This is a genomic window from Chryseobacterium pyrolae (assembly GCF_025153485.1).
In the GTDB taxonomy this organism is placed as follows: domain Bacteria; phylum Bacteroidota; class Bacteroidia; order Flavobacteriales; family Weeksellaceae; genus Chryseobacterium; species Chryseobacterium antibioticum.
The window spans coordinates 81591-99407 of sequence record NZ_JANZQH010000010.1; the positions used below are offsets into that span (position 1 = coordinate 81591).

General features: G+C 38.4%; 17 protein-coding genes and 1 pseudogene. 7 read left to right on the forward strand and 11 right to left on the reverse strand.

The window, feature by feature from the left end; genetic code table 11:
* The first annotated feature begins 4 nt into the window (after window positions 1-4).
* Window positions 5-469, forward strand: a complete 465-nt coding sequence (locus NZD88_RS18305) for a carboxymuconolactone decarboxylase family protein (protein WP_259831042.1) — start codon at window positions 5-7, stop codon at window positions 467-469.
* A 194-nt stretch (window positions 470-663) separates the two neighbouring features.
* On the opposite strand, the gene NZD88_RS18310 is transcribed toward NZD88_RS18305, so the two are convergent.
* Both NZD88_RS18310 and lptB read right to left on the reverse strand, forming a co-directional pair.
* The gene (locus tag NZD88_RS18310) at window positions 664-2391 is read right to left on the reverse strand and encodes an ABC transporter ATP-binding protein (RefSeq protein WP_259831130.1); all 1728 of its coding nucleotides are present in this window, start codon (window positions 2389-2391) and stop codon (window positions 664-666) included.
* A gap of 513 nt (window positions 2392-2904) precedes the next feature.
* A pseudogene (gene lptB / locus NZD88_RS18315) lies at window positions 2905-3630 on the reverse strand (LPS export ABC transporter ATP-binding protein); the annotation flags it as partial.
* 212 nt (window positions 3631-3842) lie between these two features.
* Here lptB and NZD88_RS18320 point away from each other — a divergent pair.
* Window positions 3843-4160 carry a TM2 domain-containing protein gene (locus NZD88_RS18320; RefSeq protein WP_259831047.1) on the forward strand — a complete coding sequence of 106 codons (318 nt, stop codon included), beginning with the start codon at window positions 3843-3845 and terminating at the stop codon, window positions 4158-4160.
* A 57-nt stretch (window positions 4161-4217) separates the two neighbouring features.
* Window positions 4218-4946, forward strand: coding sequence for a hypothetical protein (locus NZD88_RS18325; protein WP_169235025.1), 729 nt, complete (start codon window positions 4218-4220; stop codon window positions 4944-4946).
* 98 nt (window positions 4947-5044) lie between these two features.
* Here NZD88_RS18325 and hemB read toward each other — a convergent pair whose 3' ends face one another.
* Window positions 5045-6034: a porphobilinogen synthase gene (gene hemB, locus NZD88_RS18330; RefSeq protein WP_259831049.1), complete on the reverse strand. Its 990-nt coding sequence runs from the start codon at window positions 6032-6034 to the stop codon at window positions 5045-5047.
* Window positions 6035-6152: 118 nt separating this feature from the next.
* Here hemB and NZD88_RS18335 point away from each other — a divergent pair, with 118 nt between their 5' ends.
* The 3 genes from NZD88_RS18335 (at window position 6153) to NZD88_RS18345 (ending at window position 8835) form a co-directional block, all read left to right on the forward strand.
* Window positions 6153-6503: a T9SS type A sorting domain-containing protein gene (locus NZD88_RS18335; RefSeq protein WP_169235023.1), complete on the forward strand. Its 351-nt coding sequence runs from the start codon at window positions 6153-6155 to the stop codon at window positions 6501-6503.
* 105 nt (window positions 6504-6608) lie between these two features.
* Window positions 6609-7520: an ABC transporter ATP-binding protein gene (locus tag NZD88_RS18340; RefSeq protein ID WP_169235022.1), complete on the forward strand. Its 912-nt coding sequence runs from the start codon at window positions 6609-6611 to the stop codon at window positions 7518-7520.
* Window positions 7521-7524: 4 nt separating this feature from the next.
* Complete coding sequence (locus NZD88_RS18345) at window positions 7525-8835, forward strand: ABC transporter permease (RefSeq protein WP_259831051.1); 1311 nt, start codon at window positions 7525-7527, stop codon at window positions 8833-8835.
* Between the two features lie 177 nt (window positions 8836-9012).
* Here the strand turns inward: NZD88_RS18345 and NZD88_RS18350 are convergent, their stop codons facing one another.
* From NZD88_RS18350 to NZD88_RS18385, 8 genes are all read right to left on the reverse strand, one after another.
* A complete protein-coding gene (locus NZD88_RS18350; RefSeq protein ID WP_259831052.1) occupies window positions 9013-9681 on the reverse strand; it encodes a porin family protein in 669 nt (222 codons plus the stop codon).
* 22 nt (window positions 9682-9703) lie between these two features.
* The gene (gene sucD, locus NZD88_RS18355) at window positions 9704-10576 is read right to left on the reverse strand and encodes a succinate--CoA ligase subunit alpha (protein ID WP_073336560.1); all 873 of its coding nucleotides are present in this window, start codon (window positions 10574-10576) and stop codon (window positions 9704-9706) included.
* Window positions 10577-10667: 91 nt separating this feature from the next.
* Window positions 10668-11570, reverse strand: a complete 903-nt coding sequence (locus tag NZD88_RS18360; protein WP_259831053.1) for a UDP-3-O-(3-hydroxymyristoyl)glucosamine N-acyltransferase — start codon at window positions 11568-11570, stop codon at window positions 10668-10670.
* 72 nt (window positions 11571-11642) lie between these two features.
* Window positions 11643-12206, reverse strand: coding sequence for an elongation factor P (gene efp / locus NZD88_RS18365; RefSeq protein ID WP_073336557.1), 564 nt, complete (start codon window positions 12204-12206; stop codon window positions 11643-11645).
* Between the two features lie 75 nt (window positions 12207-12281).
* Complete coding sequence (gene lpxA / locus NZD88_RS18370) at window positions 12282-13076, reverse strand: acyl-ACP--UDP-N-acetylglucosamine O-acyltransferase (protein ID WP_073336555.1); 795 nt, start codon at window positions 13074-13076, stop codon at window positions 12282-12284.
* Complete coding sequence (locus NZD88_RS18375; RefSeq protein WP_259831054.1) at window positions 13077-14474, reverse strand: bifunctional UDP-3-O-[3-hydroxymyristoyl] N-acetylglucosamine deacetylase/3-hydroxyacyl-ACP dehydratase; 1398 nt, start codon at window positions 14472-14474, stop codon at window positions 13077-13079.
* Window positions 14467-15498: a UDP-3-O-(3-hydroxymyristoyl)glucosamine N-acyltransferase gene (gene lpxD, locus NZD88_RS18380; protein ID WP_259831056.1), complete on the reverse strand. Its 1032-nt coding sequence runs from the start codon at window positions 15496-15498 to the stop codon at window positions 14467-14469. Before lpxD ends, NZD88_RS18375 begins: the two co-directional genes overlap by 8 nt.
* Window positions 15499-15570: 72 nt before the next feature.
* A complete protein-coding gene (locus NZD88_RS18385; protein WP_259831058.1) occupies window positions 15571-16797 on the reverse strand; it encodes an HD domain-containing protein in 1227 nt (408 codons plus the stop codon).
* Window positions 16798-17009: 212 nt separating this feature from the next.
* Here NZD88_RS18385 and NZD88_RS18390 point away from each other — a divergent pair, with 212 nt between their 5' ends.
* A complete protein-coding gene (locus NZD88_RS18390; RefSeq protein ID WP_259831060.1) occupies window positions 17010-17783 on the forward strand; it encodes an NYN domain-containing protein in 774 nt (257 codons plus the stop codon).
* Window positions 17784-17817 lie beyond the last annotated feature (34 nt).

Consider the following 17817-nt stretch of genomic DNA (forward strand, 5'->3'; position numbering starts at 1 on the left):
TATTATGCCACAAAGAATCAATGCATTTGCAATGGGAAACAAAGCTGTCAACGCCCTTCACCATATGGGATCTCAGGTACAGCATTCATCACTTGACAGTTCATTTTTAGAACTTTTGTATTTCCGTGTTTCACAAATGAACGGGTGTGCTTTCTGCCTGGATATGCACTCCAAGGAATTAAGAGCCAAAGGCGAAACCGAGCAACGAATATTTCTGGTAAGCGCATGGAGAGAATGCTCTTTTTATACAGACAGAGAAAAAGCCGGATTGCTTTGGGCGGAAAGCTTAACGTCTTTAAACGGCAGGGAAATCTCGGACGAAATTTATTCCGAAGCCAGCAAACATTTTTCCGAAAGTGAAATGGTAGATCTTACCATGGCTGTGATTGCTATAAACAGTTATAACCGGATCAATATTGCTTTTGGCGCAGAGGTAGGCACGTATAAGGTCCCTGAAACTGCACAATAAACTGACTGTTGAAAATTTTTCAAACGCAAAGGTTTATTTTAGCCTTTGCGTTTAATTTTATATGAGAAAACATTTGAAACTTACTACATATATTCTCCTACAGATAACAACAATCCATACTATGTGAAGATCCGTGTGATCTGTGAGACATAAAAAATTTCATCATTACAAATCTGAATGCAGTACGGCTCAGATCAATTGTCTTTAAAAGAATTCACCAGCTTATCCAGATTTAAACTTCTGGCAGAGGCATCAAAAATTTCACGGTATGTTCCGTTCATCTGAACCAATTCGTCATGGGTTCCGCTCTCCACTACCCTTCCTTTTTTCATTACATAAATGGTATCTGAATCCAGAATTTGTGACAGTGAATGGGAGATAATAACGACAGTACGGCCTTCTTTGATAGCATCGAGGGAGTTTTTGATCTGTTCTGTAGCAATAGCATCCAGACTGGCGGTTGGCTCATCCAGGAAAATGATGGGTGGGTTTTTCAGGAATAATCTTGCTATGGCAATTCTCTGCTGCTGTCCACCGGAAAGCTGGGTAGCGTCATGCTGATACCCATCCGGAAGATCCATGATCTGCTCATGGAGGTACGCTTTTCTCGAAGCCTCCTGAATTTCCTCGAAGCTCGCATTCATATCGCCATAACGGATATTGTCCTCAATGCTTCCCTGGAAAATATGGTTTTTCTGAAGCACCAAACCAAGATCGTTTCTTAGAAAACTATTTTCAAAATTATTTAAATTAACTTCATCCAGCAGGATTTCCCCGGAATTTGGAAGATAGAATTTACACAGGAGATTGATTACTGTAGATTTTCCAGCACCACTCAACCCTACCAATGCCGTGGTTTTCCCGTTCTCTATTTTCATGGAAACATCATGGAGTGCATGGGTCCCGTTCGGATAACTAAAGTTTACATTTTTCAGTTCAAAATTACCCTTGATCTGTTTTTCTACATAGGTTCCATTCTGTTCTTTTTCGTCATCTGCATTCAGGATCTCAAAATAGCCTTCAGCATAAATCATGGCATCGTTCATATCATCGTAGATTCTATGCAGTTGGCGGATAGGTGCCGAAATATTGTTGAACAGCATGATATGAAGCATAATAGCACCAATGGTCATTTGCTGGTCCAGTACCAGATAAACTGTCAAAAGGATAATTAAAACCACTCCGAACTGTTCGATAAAAGTTTTTAAACCGTCATAGATAAAGTTGGTTTTTCTTGTGAACATCTGGCTTTCCATCAGCTCCATCTGCAGGTCATACTGTTTTTTTCCTTCAAATTTTTCCCGGACAAAGCTCTTGATCACCATAATCGAATTGATCAGGTTCAGCAGTCCTGAAGTTTTTCTTTCTCTCTGATTTCTGAGCTGACGGCGTACTCCTCCCAATTTTTTTGCCTGAAGAGAACTGATATAAAAATAAATCGGGACAATGATTGTAGAAACCATTCCCACATATACATTCTGCATATACATAATAATCAAAGCTATAATAGCATTGGAAAAAAGAGGAAGAATATCTATAAAAAAATTCTGTACCAGCTTCGTTAAACTTTCAATACCACGGTCTATCCGAATCTGTAGTTTTCCGGACTCATGATTCTCATCATTGAAATAGGCCACTCTATACGACAGGATCTTGTCGATGGCAGATTGTGCCAAAACAGAACTTACATTGATTCTTATTTTTTCACCGTAAAACTTCTGCCCGAAGTTGATAAAAATATTGAGCAGTTCTTTTCCGAGTAAAATAATCGAGATAACCACCAGAATATGAATCCCCTCCGACATCGGATGCGGAAGATGGGTAAGATTGGTCACCTCATCTACCGTGTATTTTAAAACAATAGGATTGACCTGTGCAGCAAGAGCACCTAAAAAAGTAAGAAACAGCGTCCAGTAAATCATGGGACGGTAAGGCCTGATAAATGGAACGAGCTGTTTATAGATTCCAAATAATGTGACTGTTCTGTTAAAAGGTTTTGCCATAGAAATTATTTAACTAAAAAACGTACCATTTCTGAGAGAAAAGGTACGTTTAATTCTATTTTTCAGCAAATGATCTGCTTTTTTTAACAAATCGTCTTATCCTTCGTAAAAATACGTCGTCAGATAATGCAGTTCCGGTCGGCTTGCGGCTTTGGATTCAGCTTCTGCTTGTTCCAGAGTGTACTGTGATGTGAGTTCTTTTCTTTGGAAAACAAAGGAATTATTAGCATTCTTATCTACCACTTCACTGAAGATATGCTCAATTTCAGAATTGGCAAGCGAAGCAAAACTGGCATCTTCAAAACCGTACATCAGCCTCAGGTCATCAAACTGTCCGAAATTTTCATCTACAAACCCCTGCAGCTGTGATTTTGAGTCAAAATTACCGGCCCAGATGTTATAAATATATTTCTTCCTTTTCGGTTTGTCCAAAATGCTCTGATACACAAAATTTTCTCCAAGATATGCCTCTCTTACCTGTGGATCGTTGGCAAGGTCTTCCGGAAGTCCTTCTTTCAGGATATTCCCTTCAAACATGATGTATGTTTTATTGGTAATGGCAAGGGTCTGCTGAACGTTGTGGTCGGTGATCAGGATCCCGATATTTTTATCTACCAAACTTCTTACAATCTTCTGGATATCTTCTACCGCAATCGGGTCTACCCCTGCGAAAGGTTCATCAAGAAGGATAAAGTTGGGGCTTGTAGCCAGACAGCGGGCAATTTCGGTTCTACGTCTTTCCCCACCGGAAAGAAGGTCACCACGGTTTTTACGCACATGCTGCAATGAAAATTCTTCAACCAGCTCATCACATTTGATCTGCTGCTCACGTCTTGAAAGTTTGGTGAGCTGTAAAACACCCATGATATTTTCTTCTACTGACAGCTTTCTGAAAATCGAGGCTTCCTGTGCCAGATAACCGATTCCCTTTTGGGCACGACGGTACATCGCATCGGTGGTGATTTCCTGTTTATCGAGAAAGATTTTTCCTGAAGTAGGCTTAACCAGTCCTACGATCATATAAAATGAAGTGGTCTTCCCTGCTCCATTTGGACCAAGCAAACCAACAATTTCTCCCTGCTGAACCTGTACAGAAACACCTTTTACTACTTTTTTAGGACCGTATTCTTTGATTAAGTTTTCTCCTCGTAAAATCATAGGAGCAAAGATAAAGTTTTTTTGAATTCAAATTTTAGATTATAAATTGTATCCGTTGTTTTTTGAGTGAAAGGCTTTATTTTTCCGTTCATTCATAAAAAACACTTTCAACAATCAGCATCTGTCCACCGAAAAAGAAGAATATTTAAACGGGTATTTTGTAACTCCTGAGAATTTCATTCGACCTATCAGACATCACAAAGAAATTAGCAATGGAAAATTACGGTTATACCAAAACAGAAAACAATCAGAATCAGAATCAGAATCAGAATCAGAATCAGCAAAACAATAGTTCTTACCGTTCTGAAAAGAAAATTCCGGCTGCGATATTGGGAATCCTCGTGGGCTGGCTGGCTTTAAACAAGTTTTATCTTGGCTATACCAAGGAAGGGGTGATTCAGCTTATCCTTAATATTGTCACTTTCGGTGCAGCTTCTATTATTCCTTTTATTGAGGGGATTTTATACCTGTTTATGAGTGATAAGCAGTTTGATGACACGTATGTGTATGGGAAAAAAGGATGGCTGTAAACCATTTATTATTTTATTTCCATAATTTTATTCCATCAAATCAAGAATTAAGTTACTATGGAAAATAATCAAGACCTGACAGATCTGCTTGCGCTGGACCTGGGTCTCAATATTGTGGACAGAAGGCCCTACGCCAAGGAGGTTTTCAAATGGCAGGATATGGATCTTCTTCCCCACTCTTCTGCGGACACATTGTTGTGCGAAATCTTTGAGTGGAACGGCAGAAACTGGAGAACTACAGAAAACAACCTCATCGGATTTCTATTTTCCGGGGATGTCCTGAATACTGTAAAGGAACAACTGATCAACACGCCAAAACATCCGGCTTTGATCCCTGACTTTGAATTCACAAAAGACAGCATGGTTGAATATGGCCTGTCGCTTCCTTCTTTATTCAATATCGGGGTGAACGGCAATATAAAAAATGCTAAAAGCTTTTCTGTACGGGTAAACGGAGTGACAAAATCGCGGGTGACCAACATTGATTCTCCGGGAATTGAAATTCTGAAAAACTACTCTCAGTTTACGCAGGACAAATCCAAAACGTACCGAAAGAATATCAAGTTCAATTATCTGAGTACTTCCCTGTTTTATGCAGAAAGTGTAGAAATCTTTCTTGAAAAAGAATCAGGTGTAGGACTGGATGTCAGTTTTCAAACTACCGATGTGGAAGTGGATGCTAAAGTAGATACGGATACAAAGAAACATTTTGTTTTAAAATATTCTGGAAATCAGGCTCCTTTTGCTGCAAAATTCACGAAAGGAAAAGATTTCAATATCATGTAATCAATTGTCGTTACTCTATTACAAAAAACATTTTTTTTCTAAAAATAAAAACACCTCAGTTTAAACTGAGGTGTTTCTGTATGATGGTGACTTAATCATTATTTATTTAAAATCATCGCTGCTTCTTTCGCAAAATAGGTAAAGATCAAATCTGCTCCAGCTCTCTTGAAGCAGGTAAGGCTTTCGATGATCGTTTTATCATTATCCAGCCAGCCATTCTGAGCTGCTGCTTTTACCATAGCATATTCTCCGCTTACATTGTAAACTGCTATCGGAAGATCAATCGCTTCACGTACTTTGGAAACGATATCCAGATAAGGTAATCCCGGTTTGATCATAATGATATCTGCACCTTCGTCAATATCTTTGAATACTTCGTTTAAAGCTTCGCGGGAATTATGGAAATCCATCTGATAAGTCTTTTTATCTTTAGGAATGTCCATATTGTCTTTCGGTGCACTGTCGAGAGCACTTCTGAACGGTCCGTAAAAAGAACTTGCATATTTTGCAGAATAGCTCAAAATTCCCACATCGGTAAATCCGCTTTCTTCCAACGCTTCACGAATCGCCAGTACTCTTCCGTCCATCATGTCGCTTGGTGCCACAATGTCAGCTCCTGCCTCGGCGTGGGATACAGACATTCTTGCTAAAGCATCATTGGTCGCATCATTCACGATTTTTCCGTTTTCAATGATTCCGTCATGGCCGTAAATTGAATAAGGATCCAAAGCTACATCCGGCATCACAATCATTCCCGGCACTGCATCTTTGATCGCTTTGATGGTCTGTTGCATTAATCCATCTTTGTTCCAAGATTCTTTTCCGGTATTGTCTTTCAAATGTTCTGACACTTTCATGTACAGGTTGACAGATTTTACACCCAAAGAAAACAATTCTTTACATTCCTTCACCGTCAAATCTATACTCCTCCTGAAGATACCCGGCATAGACGGGATAGCTTCCTGCTGGTTTTCGCCCTCCATTACGAAGATCGGCATTACAAAATCATCAGTTGTAAGGATATTTTCTCTTACTAAACTTCTGATAGATTCATTAACTCTAAGTCTTCTATTTCTTGAATGTATCATTTTGGAATACTTTTTGAATAAGTTTCCACAAATTTACTACAACTTATATAAAAAACTATTGTATAGAATTGTAGAATTGTTTATTTTTGTTTTAATACATTCGAGAAATTATAATTTGATGAAAAAACTTTTACTTTTATTTCTATTTACAGGCGCTTTCGTTGGGTTTTCCAACAATATGCAGGCACAGCTGAGAGAGCCGGGTTCCATCACACAGAAGTCTGATGATGGTGTATTGGTAGCTTATCCAAATCCAGCAAAGGATTTTCTTTTGATCAAAGCAAAAGATTCTGCTTTAAAGATTAAAAGTGTAACCTTTTATTCAATTTTAGGAACGCAGGTAGCTAATTACGCTGTCAACATGAATTCCGGAGAGATTAATATTGAAAAATTAAAACCCGGGAAATATCTGATTCGCTATATTTTAAGCGATAATACCCAAAAGGTGACTCAAATTGTAAAACAATAAAAATTTAATCCTGATAATCATCAGGATTTTTTCTTTTAGGTAAGTTCTGCCTTAATATTTCCGTAACTTTAAGGACTTTTTTATACTCATTGTAAAAACAATTTAATGCTTAAAGCTGAACATATCAGAAAAACCTATAGTGCCGGGAATAAAGTAGCATTGGATGATTTCAGCATCCATGTACCTCAAGGCAGTATTTATGGTCTTTTAGGCCCGAACGGAGCCGGAAAAACTTCTTTTATCCGTATCATCAATCAGATTACCCAGGCCGATTCCGGAGATGTATTCATCAATGGAAACAAGCTCAACCCAAGTCACATCAGAGATATCGGTTATATGCCCGAAGAAAGAGGTCTGTACAAAAACATGACCGTGGGAGATCAGATCCTTTATTTCGGTGAGCTGAAAGGAATGACTAAAAATGATGCTTTGCAGGAAGCCAAAAAATGGTTTGAAAAACTGAACATCGATCAATGGTGGAAAAAGAAACTTTCGGAGCTTTCGAAAGGGATGGCACAGAAGATTCAGTTTGTGGTCACTGTACTTCACCGTCCGCACCTTCTGATTCTTGATGAGCCTTTCTCAGGGTTTGACCCTGTGAATGCCAACTTAATTAAAGATCAGATCATAGATCTTAAAAATAACGGAACTACTATCATCCTTTCTACACACAGAATGGAAAGTGTGGAGGAAATGTGTGACTATGTGGCACTGATCAACAACTCAAAAAAAATCATTGACGGAAAGGTTTTTGACGTAAGGGAAAAATTCAAGAAAAATATTTTCGGAGTGACTCTTTCTGAGGTGGATGAAGCTAAGTTTGACAGTTTCAAAAGCAGTTATGATATTTTTAATTTCTCCAATGAAAACAACCTTATTTCTTTCGATTTAAAAAATGAAAGCGGGCAAAACGACATCCTTCTGGATCTTGTGAATGTGGGAAAAGTAAGATCATTCGACGAAAGAATTCCGAGCATGAATGAAGTGTTTATTAATGCCGTAAGTAATCATTCTTAATTTTATGAACAATATTTTTTTAATTACGAAAAGGGAATTTCTTACTCAGGTTAAGAAAAAATCCTTCATTATATTAACGCTGCTCGCTCCTCTTTTGCTGATAGGATTTGGAGCCGTGATCGGGCTGATGTTTAAAGCTAATGAATCGCACAGCATCATTGAAGTGGTTGATAAAAGCGGACTTTTTAAAGATCAGCTGAAATCTAATGACAAACTGAATTATGTGTTTGTTTCTGCCGCTGACGAGAAGGCCAAGATCAATAACCTGAAAGATAATGAGTCTCTGGATGGTATTCTGATCCTTCCTGAGCTTAAAGATCATGATTACAACGGGCTGGAAAACAGCACAAGACTAATTGTGAATGCCAAGATGGGCTTTGATACGAAGCAGAAGATTGTTTCAGATATCACGGATGTTATCAAAAAAGAAAAGATCAAACAGCTTGGAATCCAGGAATCACAACTGAACAGCCTTGATAAGAGCTTTACTTTAAAGACCATTAACGTTTCTAATAACAATAAGGAAGATTCCGATCTTGCTTTTGGGGTAAAAAGCGGCTTGAGTATCCTTTTAATGTATGTAACTTTTATGTTCATCATCATTTACGGAGTAAGGGTGATGAGAAGTGTTCTTGAGGAGAAAAATAACCGTGTAGTAGAGATCATTATTTCTTCTGTTAAACCTTTTGAACTGATGATGGGTAAAATATTAGGGGTAACTCTGGTAGCGTTGACCCAGTTTCTGATCTGGATCTCAATGTCCGTTGTTGGAGCATTGGTTTTAAATACAGGATTTATGTCTCTTCAGAAGAACATTCCCGGAGGTAATGAAGAGCTTGCCGGCAAGCTTGACATAGCACAGATCGCAACGCAGATCTCACACAGTTTATTAGAGCTTAATTTTCCGCTGATCATCTTTGTATTCATTGTATTTTTCCTTTTGGGATATATTTTCTACAGTTCCATTTATGCAGCCATCGGTTCTGCGGTAGATAATGAAACAGAGACTCAGCAGTTCACTTTATTTGCGATTTTACCGCTTACTTTAGGGATGTATGGAAGTTTCTCATTAATGAACAATCCTGACGGTCCTTTGGGCTTCTGGCTGTCTATTATTCCATTTACATCACCGGTTGCGATGATTGCGAGAATACCTTTCGGTGTTCCTGCGTGGCAAATCGCTTTGTCGATTGTCTTATTGCTGGCAACCACCATTTTCATGATATTCTTAGCCGGAAAGATCTACCGTGTAGGTATTTTAATGTATGGCAATAAAGCTACTTTAAAAGAGATCTGGAAGTGGATCAGAGGATAATGAATTAAGGACTGGAAGCCGGAAGAGGGAGGATGGAAAGTACTGAACGGATTCCAGTTGTTCTTTGTACCTTCTATAACTTCTCTCCTCCAGCTTCCAACTTCATAACATTGTATAAAACAAAAATCCCGGAAATTGAATTTCCGGGATTTTTTTATCGTTGAATAACTCGTTATTCTATTTGAAGATATAGCTTAAGCTTAAGCTCATTACCTGCTCAGACTTGCCTTTAGTAGTACCTCCTTTTTCTTTGGCAAGATCAGGATAAGTATCTGAAAGACCAAGGTCATATTTAAGAGCTACTTCCAGCTGTCTCTTGTAGCTATAGCCTACTCCTAATCCTAAAGCAAAGTTAAAGCTTGCTGCTTTTCCGCTTACTGAAGGATATAGAGGGTCAGTAACATCCGGATCATAATAAGGTCTGCCTATCGGTGCATTTTTAACATTCTGACTCATCAAAAAGTTAAATCTTGGTCCTATCATTCCAAAGAATTCTGATTCTGCTTCAGAAAAATATCCTTTAAAATAGATAGGTACGCTCAGATAATTGTTACCATATACTGCATCATAACCATCTTTTCCTTTAGCATCTTTATCTTTTCCGGTTTCTCCAGCACCGTAATACACAACTTCTGGTTGTATAAAGAACTGGTTTGCTTTTCCTACCGGGATAAGAGCTAAAGCTCCACCCTGAAACGCGTATCTCGGACCAGAAGGGTTATGGGCATTTCTTACTCTGGAATAGTTACCTCCTGCCGTGACACCGAATCTTGTATTCGCAAAGTCGATTTGGGCAAACGACAAAGTTGAAAGGGCCAATGCTGAGGTTAATAAAAGTTTTTTCATATGTTTTGTTTTTGTATAGTGATTATCCTAGAACTTTTGCAACAGTAACACCGATATCAGCTGGAGAATCTACAACGTTGATTCCGTTTTCTCTCATGATCTCCATTTTTGCCTGAGCTGTATCTTCATCACCCCCAACGATAGCACCAGCGTGTCCCATAGTTCTACCTTTAGGAGCAGTTTGTCCAGCGATAAAGCCTACAACCGGCTTAGTAGATCCACTAGCTTTATACCATCTTGCAGCTTCAGCCTCAAGACCACCTCCGATTTCACCGATCATTACTACCGCTTCAGTTTCAGGGTCGTTGATAAATAATTCCAAAGCTTCTCTTGTAGTGGTTCCAATAATTGGGTCACCACCGATACCGATTGCTGTAGAAACACCGTAACCCGCTTTTACAACCTGGTCAGCAGCTTCGTAAGTAAGAGTACCTGATTTTGAAACGATACCTACTTTACCTTTTTTGAAAACGAATCCTGGCATAATACCAATTTTAGCTTCTTCAGAAGTAATGATTCCCGGACAGTTTGGACCGATTAATCTACAGTCTCTGTCAGCGATGTAAGATTTTACTTTCACCATATCCGCTACAGGAATACCTTCAGTAATACATACGATCACTTTGATCCCAGCTTCAGCAGCTTCCATGATGGCGTCAGCAGCAAATGCAGGTGGTACGAAAATGATACTTACGTTTGCTCCAGCTTTTTCAACAGCGTCAGCTACTGTATTAAATACAGGCTTTCCTAAGTGCTCAGTTCCTCCTTTTCCTGGAGTTACCCCTCCTACTACGTTGGTTCCGTATTCAATCATCTGACCAGCGTGGAAAGTACCTTCGTTCCCTGTAAATCCTTGTACAATTACTTTAGAATCTTTGTTTACTAAAATTGACATTTTATTGATGTTTTAATTTATTTAAATATTTTATTAATGCTCACAAATTTACTTATTTTTCTTTGATTTTAGACAAAACCAAGAGAATAGTTTATTTGAGATTTCTCAGCTTTACTTCTTTTTTCAGATAGCCTTTAAAATCTTCTGCAAACATCCCGATATAGGTTCCTTTTTTAAGATCTCTGTTCACTCCTGTTTTACCAAGAATCACAGATCCGCTTTCAATTGTGTTCCCGGAAGCCATGCCTACCTGCCCCCAAAGTGTTACTTCATCTCCAATGATGCAGCAGCCGGCAATTCCTACCTGAGAGGCAATTAAACATTTTTTTCCGATAACCGTATCATGTCCGATCTGAATCTGATTATCTAAAACCGAACCTTCCCCGATTACCGTGGAGTCTGTAACGCCTCTGTCGATCGTACAATTATTTCCGATCTCTACATTGTTTTCAATAATGACATTTCCTACAGAGATCAGACGGTCAAAATTCCCGTTCAGTTTTCTGTAATAGAAAGCATCACCTCCCAGTACCGTTCCGGACTGGATGATCACATTATCCCCGATTTCAGTTCTGTCGCCGATCACAACATGAGGAAAGATAAGGCTGTTCTTCCCGATCTTTACATTGTTTCCAATGACTGCTGAAGAGTGGATCCTTGTTCCCTCTCCTATCTCAGCATCGTGAAGTTCTTCCGTGAAGTTATATATTCTCGTAAAGTGAGTATTGATCTTATTGAAGTCTCTGAAAGGATCATCAGAAACCAAAAGGGCTTTTCCTTCCGGACAATCTACCTTTTTATCGATCAAAATAATGGTAGCAGCGGAATTCAGTGCTTTATCGTAGTATTTCGGATGGTTGACAAAAACAATGTCACCTGGTTTTACCCTATGAATCTCATTAGTTCCTAATACTTCAAAGTTTTCAGGACCAACAAATTCCGAACCTATTAAATCGGCAATCGATTTGAGCTTTTGCGGAGAATGGAATCTCATAACAATTGATTTTTCTTATAAAAACAAAATTCGGACTGCTAATGCAAACCGAATTTATGTAAATTTTAATTATTATTTTACTCTTTCTAAGTAGCTACCGTCTTCAGTATTTACTTTGATCTTGTCTCCCGGCTCAATGAACAAAGGAACATTTACTCTTGCTCCTGTTTCAACGATGGCGTTTTTAAGAGCATTCGTCGCTGTATTTCCTTTGATACCCGGATCAGCTTCAATTACTTCCAGATACACAGACTGAGGAAGTTCGGCAGAAAGCGGAGTTTCGTCAACTTCTTTCAGAATGATCGTTACTTCTTCACCAGCTTTCATAAACTGAGCGTTTTCGATCATTTCTTTATCTAAATATAATTGAGAGAAATCATCATTATTCATGAAGTGGAAACCATTCTCATCATCGTAAAGATACTGGAACTTTCTGGTGATCACTTTTACCTCATCAATTTTATGTCCTGCAGAGAAAGTATTATCAAGTACTTTTCCGTTGGTTACTGACTTTAGTTTTGTTCTTACGAAAGCAGGTCCTTTTCCTGGCTTTACGTGCATAAATTCAACTACTTTGAAAATATCATTGCTAAATTCGATGCAAAGTCCTTTTCTTATATCGTTACTTGTTGCCATTAATTTATGTTATCTTTTTATTTTAGTTTTTATTTCGGCCAATATATGATGCATTCGCCTTTTTTCTTTTTGCTCTTAATTGCTTTCCTTACTTGTTCCGTATCCTTTTACAATCCCTCTCGGAGAGTTTTGGATAAACTGAAGGATTTCGTCTCTTTCAGCCGTTGGAAGCATTTCTTTTTCAATAAATGCCAAAGCCTGGGAAACGTTCATCTTCATTTGGAAGATCGCTCTGTATATTTTCTGGATTTCAAAGATTTTCTCATTAGAATATCCTCTTCTTCTTAATCCTACTGAATTGATCCCTGCATAAGAAATCGGGTCTCTTGCTACTTTTACATAAGGTGGAATATCTTTTCTGATCAAAGATCCTCCGGAAATCATGGTATGTTTTCCGATCTTGCCAAACTGTTGTACAGCAGACAATCCTCCCATTACAGTAAAATCCCCTATCTCTACGTGGCCTGCAATACCACATCCGTTAGCGATGATTACATTATCTCCAATGATACAGTCATGAGCGATGTGAGAAGTTGCCATAATAAGGCAGTTGCTGCCGACTCTGGTAAACCCCAGCGCTTTGGTTCCTCTGTTGACAGTGACACATTCTCTTAGAGTCGTATTATCACCAATAATGGTCTGTGTGTCTTCACCGTCAAATTTCAGATCCTGAGGGATGGCAGAGATTACAGTTCCCGGAAAAATTTTACAATCCTTTCCTATTCTTGCCCCATCCATGATGGTGACATTTGGTCCGATCCAGGTTCCTTCTCCTATTTCCACGTCCCCTGCAATTGTAGTAAAAGGTTCTACAATAACATTTTTGCTGATTTTTGCGCGTTTATCTACGGCGGCTAATTGATGAATCATTTAATCAACTTTATTTTTTGCAACTTGAGCCATTAACTCTGCTTCTACAACCACGGTACCTCCTACATATCCATACCCCTGCATATGTACAATACCTCTTCTGATAGGCTCTATCAATTCAATTTTGAAAATAATAGTATCTCCAGGAACTACTTTTTTCTTGAATTTCACTTTATCAATTTTGATAAAATAAGTAGAATAATTTTCCGGATCCGGAACACTTGCCAACACAAGAATACCTCCTGTCTGTGCCAAAGCTTCTACCTGAAGTACTCCGGGCATTACAGGCTCTTTAGGGAAATGTCCTACGAAGAAAGGCTCATTCATGGTCACATTTTTCAAACCTACTACATGAGAATCTGAAAGTTCAAGAATTTTGTCAATCAATAGGAATGGTGGTCTATGAGGCATAAGACGCATGATCCCGTTGATATCAAAAACAGGTTCTTTGGTAAGGTCAAAATCTGGCACGTTTTTCTTTTTCTGAAGTTTCCACTGACGGTTAAGTTTTTTTGCAAACTGGGTATTCACATAATGCCCGGGCTTGTTTGCAATGACTTTACCTTTTATTTTTACACCAGCTAAAGCCAGATCACCAATTACATCAAGTAATTTATGTCTTGCAGCTTCGTTGGGATAGTTTAATGTAAGATTGTCTAAAATACCGTTCGGTCTGATAGAAACATTATCTTTTCCGAAGGCTTTCTTCAATTTTTCTGTTGTTTCAGGAGTAAGATCCTTGTCAACATATACAATTGCATTAGAGATATCTCCACCTCTGATCAAACCGTGATCCAACAACATTTCCAGCTCATGTAAAAAGCTGAATGTTCTTGCGGAAGATATTTCGTCTTTAAATTCTGAAATATTTTTAAGAGTGGCATTTTGGGTTCCCAAAACTTTGGTTCCAAAATCTACCATGGTAGTCACTTCGTAAGTATCTGAAGGAATAATGGTAATTTCTGATCCTGATGCAGGATCTGAATAGCTCAACACTTCTTTGATCACCAAATATTCTCTGGCTATACTCTGCTCTACGATACCAACACTTTCAATAGCCTCAACAAAGAATTTTGAAGATCCATCTAAAATTGGGGGTTCCGAAGCATCCATTTCAAGAATAGCATTGTCTACGTCACATCCCACCAAAGCAGCCAATAGGTGCTCACAGGTAGTAATCTTTACGCCCAGCTTTTCTAATGTTGTTCCTCTTTCTGTTGCTACTACATAATTAACATCAGCTTCTACCTGAGGATGTCCCTCTAGATCTGTTCTTACGAACACAAAACCTGTATTTTCTTTTGCAGGTTTGATGGTAAGTTTTACTTCTTTACCTGTATGAAGGCCAATTCCGGAAAGCGTTACTTCTTTCTGGAGTGTTTTTTGCATATCACTCATTAGTTTTATCTTTTGAGGTATCCTCAAGATTATTTATTCTTCGTACTATTTCAGTGAAATTTCTGAAATGTACATAGTTTCTAAGATAGTCATTATAGCTTATCGCCGGAGATCCATACAGCGTTTCTTTATCATTAACGCTGGAATTCACACCACTCTGAGCCTGAATTTTAACCTGGTTACCAATTCTGATATGCCCTACCACGCCTACCTGACCACCGATCTGGTTCCAGTCTCCAATCGTCGTAGATCCTGCAATTCCAGCCTGTGCGGCAATAACGTTATTCTGCCCTATTTTCACATTGTGGGCAATTTGGATCAGGTTATCGATCTTCGTTCCTTTTCCAATAATGGTAGAACCAATTGTTGCTCTGTCGATGCTACAGTTCGAGCCGATTTCTACATCGTCCTCAATGATTACGTTTCCTAACTGAGGAATCTTTTTGAATCCTTCTGCGGTAGGCTGAAAACCGAATCCGTCGCCACCCACCACCGTATTGGAGTGGATTACACAGTTGTCCCCGATAATGCAGTAGTCATAAATCCTTGCACCACTGTCAATTTTACAGTTTTTGCCGATTTTCACTCCTTTACCGATATACACATGCGGATAGATCTGTGAACCTTCTCCGATCTTAGCTTTCTCGGAAACATATGTAAATGCACCAATATAAGCCTTTTCTCCGATCACTGCTGTGTCATGAATAGAAGAACCTGTTTCGATTCCCTCTTTTCTTCCCTGCATTTCCTGATACAGATTCATTAAGACCTGAAATGAAAGGTATGCATCCTTTACAACAATTAAGGTAGGATTGTAATTATCTTTATCAATAAGTTTTTCCGAAACAATAATAACGGAGCATTTAGAGGTGTCTAAAAAGTGGGAAAATCGATCTTGTGCTATAAAAGAAAGATGCCCTGATTCACCATTCTCAATTGGTGAAACCCCTGTAATAACCGTACTTTCGTCGCCTATTATTTGTCCGTCAATAAAACTTGCAATTTGCGAAGCTGTAAATTCCATATTCTGCAAAGATAAGAAATTCTATAATTCGCAAACATTTTTTGGTTTTCGGAACGTGAATTTTAATACTATTTAAGAAATTATCTGGGAAATATCTCTTGGAAAGGTAAGAATATACCTTGCTGTCTTATGTACCATAAGCCCCGACAACAACTGGTCCTGGGACTCTTCCAGCCTGATCTTTTTACCATCTTTCTGAAGAAGGTAAATAGGTTGCTTTTCGGTATCATAAGGCAATAATTTCCTTTTAATCTCGTGTACAAGCTCCTTTCCATTATCAATTCCGAAAAATTCGTTGGTATTTTTTATTTTTTCTTCAACAAATTCCCGATCAAAAGGACGTGTGGAAATAATAGTTTTCGGAAGATTTCTCTGGATCACACACTGACACCAATAAGAAAGGATAAAGTCCTCAGAATCCTGCCAGGATTTCATCGCATGAATTATATCATTATCATCAAGCTGGTTAAACCGATAAATATCCTCATCGGTAGCTGAACTTTTTGCTCTGTGCAGGAAATACTTCAGATTCTCCCCTGCAGGCAGATCCATCCCCTGGGAAACCAGGTATTTAGCTCTTTCCAGAATTTTAACCAAAAGAAACTCCGCCAATGCAGAAGTTTTATGATAATATACCTGCCAGTACATAAACATTCTGGCCGTCAGGAAATTTTCAATAGAGTAAACTCCTTTGGCATCAATCACAAGCTCGCCTTCCCCACAAACATTCATCATGGAAATAATCCTCTGGGTATTAATATTTCCCTCGGAAACTCCGGTAAAAAAGCTATCTCTGTTTAGATAATCAAGCCTGTCGACATCCAGTTGAGACGAAATAAGCTGATTGAAAAATTTCCTGTGGTATTTACCCTGAAACATTTCGATGGCTACTGAAAGTTGTCCGCCAAACTCTTCGTTTAATTTGTTCATCAACAAAAGCGAAAGCTTTTCATGGTGCCAGTCATCCATCAGCATATTTTCCAATGCGTGTGAAAATGGTCCATGCCCGATATCATGCATCAGGATTGCAAGCATAGCGCCTTTCTCTTCTTCTTCTGTGATCTTCACTCCTTTCTGTCGCAGTGTTTCTAATGCAGTAAACATCAGATGCATCGCTCCCAGTGCGTGATGAAATCTGGTATGTGTGGCACCCGGAAAGATGAGATTCAGAAGTCCGGTCTGGCCTATTCTTCGAAGTCTTTGAAAATAGGGATGTTCAATTACGTCAAATAAAATTTCGTGTGGGATTCTGATGAAACCATGAACAGGGTCGTTGATGATTTTTAGCTTGTTCTGCATTGAAAGGTAGATATTAGCAAACAAAGTTAGGGATTTTAAATTTTAGGCTTATTTAATTTTCATTCATAATCCTCTTAAAATTAACTGGAAATCAAAAAAAACCTGAATAAGTATGGTCTTTTCATTAAATTTAAGTATATTAATTTTTAGAAATTACTCCTGCAATAAATTAATCGGCACGAATAATTACTTTTCATCCAACATGCAAAACTATGAGTGACAAAAAATTTAATATCGCTATTCTTATTGACGGTGATAATGCTCAAGCTAAATTGTTAAAAGAAACCATTGAAGAGGTTTCAAAATATGGTAAAGCTACAATCAGGAGGATTTATGGAGACTGGACTTCTCAAAGTATGAACTCCTGGAAAGATCTTGTTAATCTCTATTCCATTAATCCTATTCAAAAATTTTCATATACCAGCGGAAAAAATTCAACAGATGGGGCCATGATTATTGATGCGATGGATATTTTGCACGGAAAAAGCGTTGAAGGTTTCTGCATCGTGTCCAGCGACAGCGACTATACCGGCTTGGCCAAAAGGATTCGTGAGGAAGGACTTTTCGTCATGGGTATCGGAGAGAAAAAAACGCCTGAAGCTTTTGTGAAATCCTGCGATATATTTACTTATACTGAAAACATTACCCCTAAAATCAAAAAGGAACCAAAGGCCGAAAACCAGAAGATCAAAGAAAACAAAACCAAGGATACGCTAAAAAAACAGGATGCCAGTCCTAAAATTCAGGAGTTTCAAGGCTTCTTATCCAGAAAAGATGAAGAGACAATTTCAAAGGCATTTGAAATTTCTGCTAACGAAAATGACATCGCTTTTATTTCAACACTCGGCACCAATATCAGAAAGATTGATCCCAGTTTTGACTCGAGAACGTATGGATATTCCACTTTATCAAAATTATTTGATGATCTGCCGCATTTTGAAGTGGTGAGAAATGAGACCAATCATCCATTGGTGAAAAAAAAGTAGCTTTTATCAGCAGCTCTCATTAGAATTGAGATTA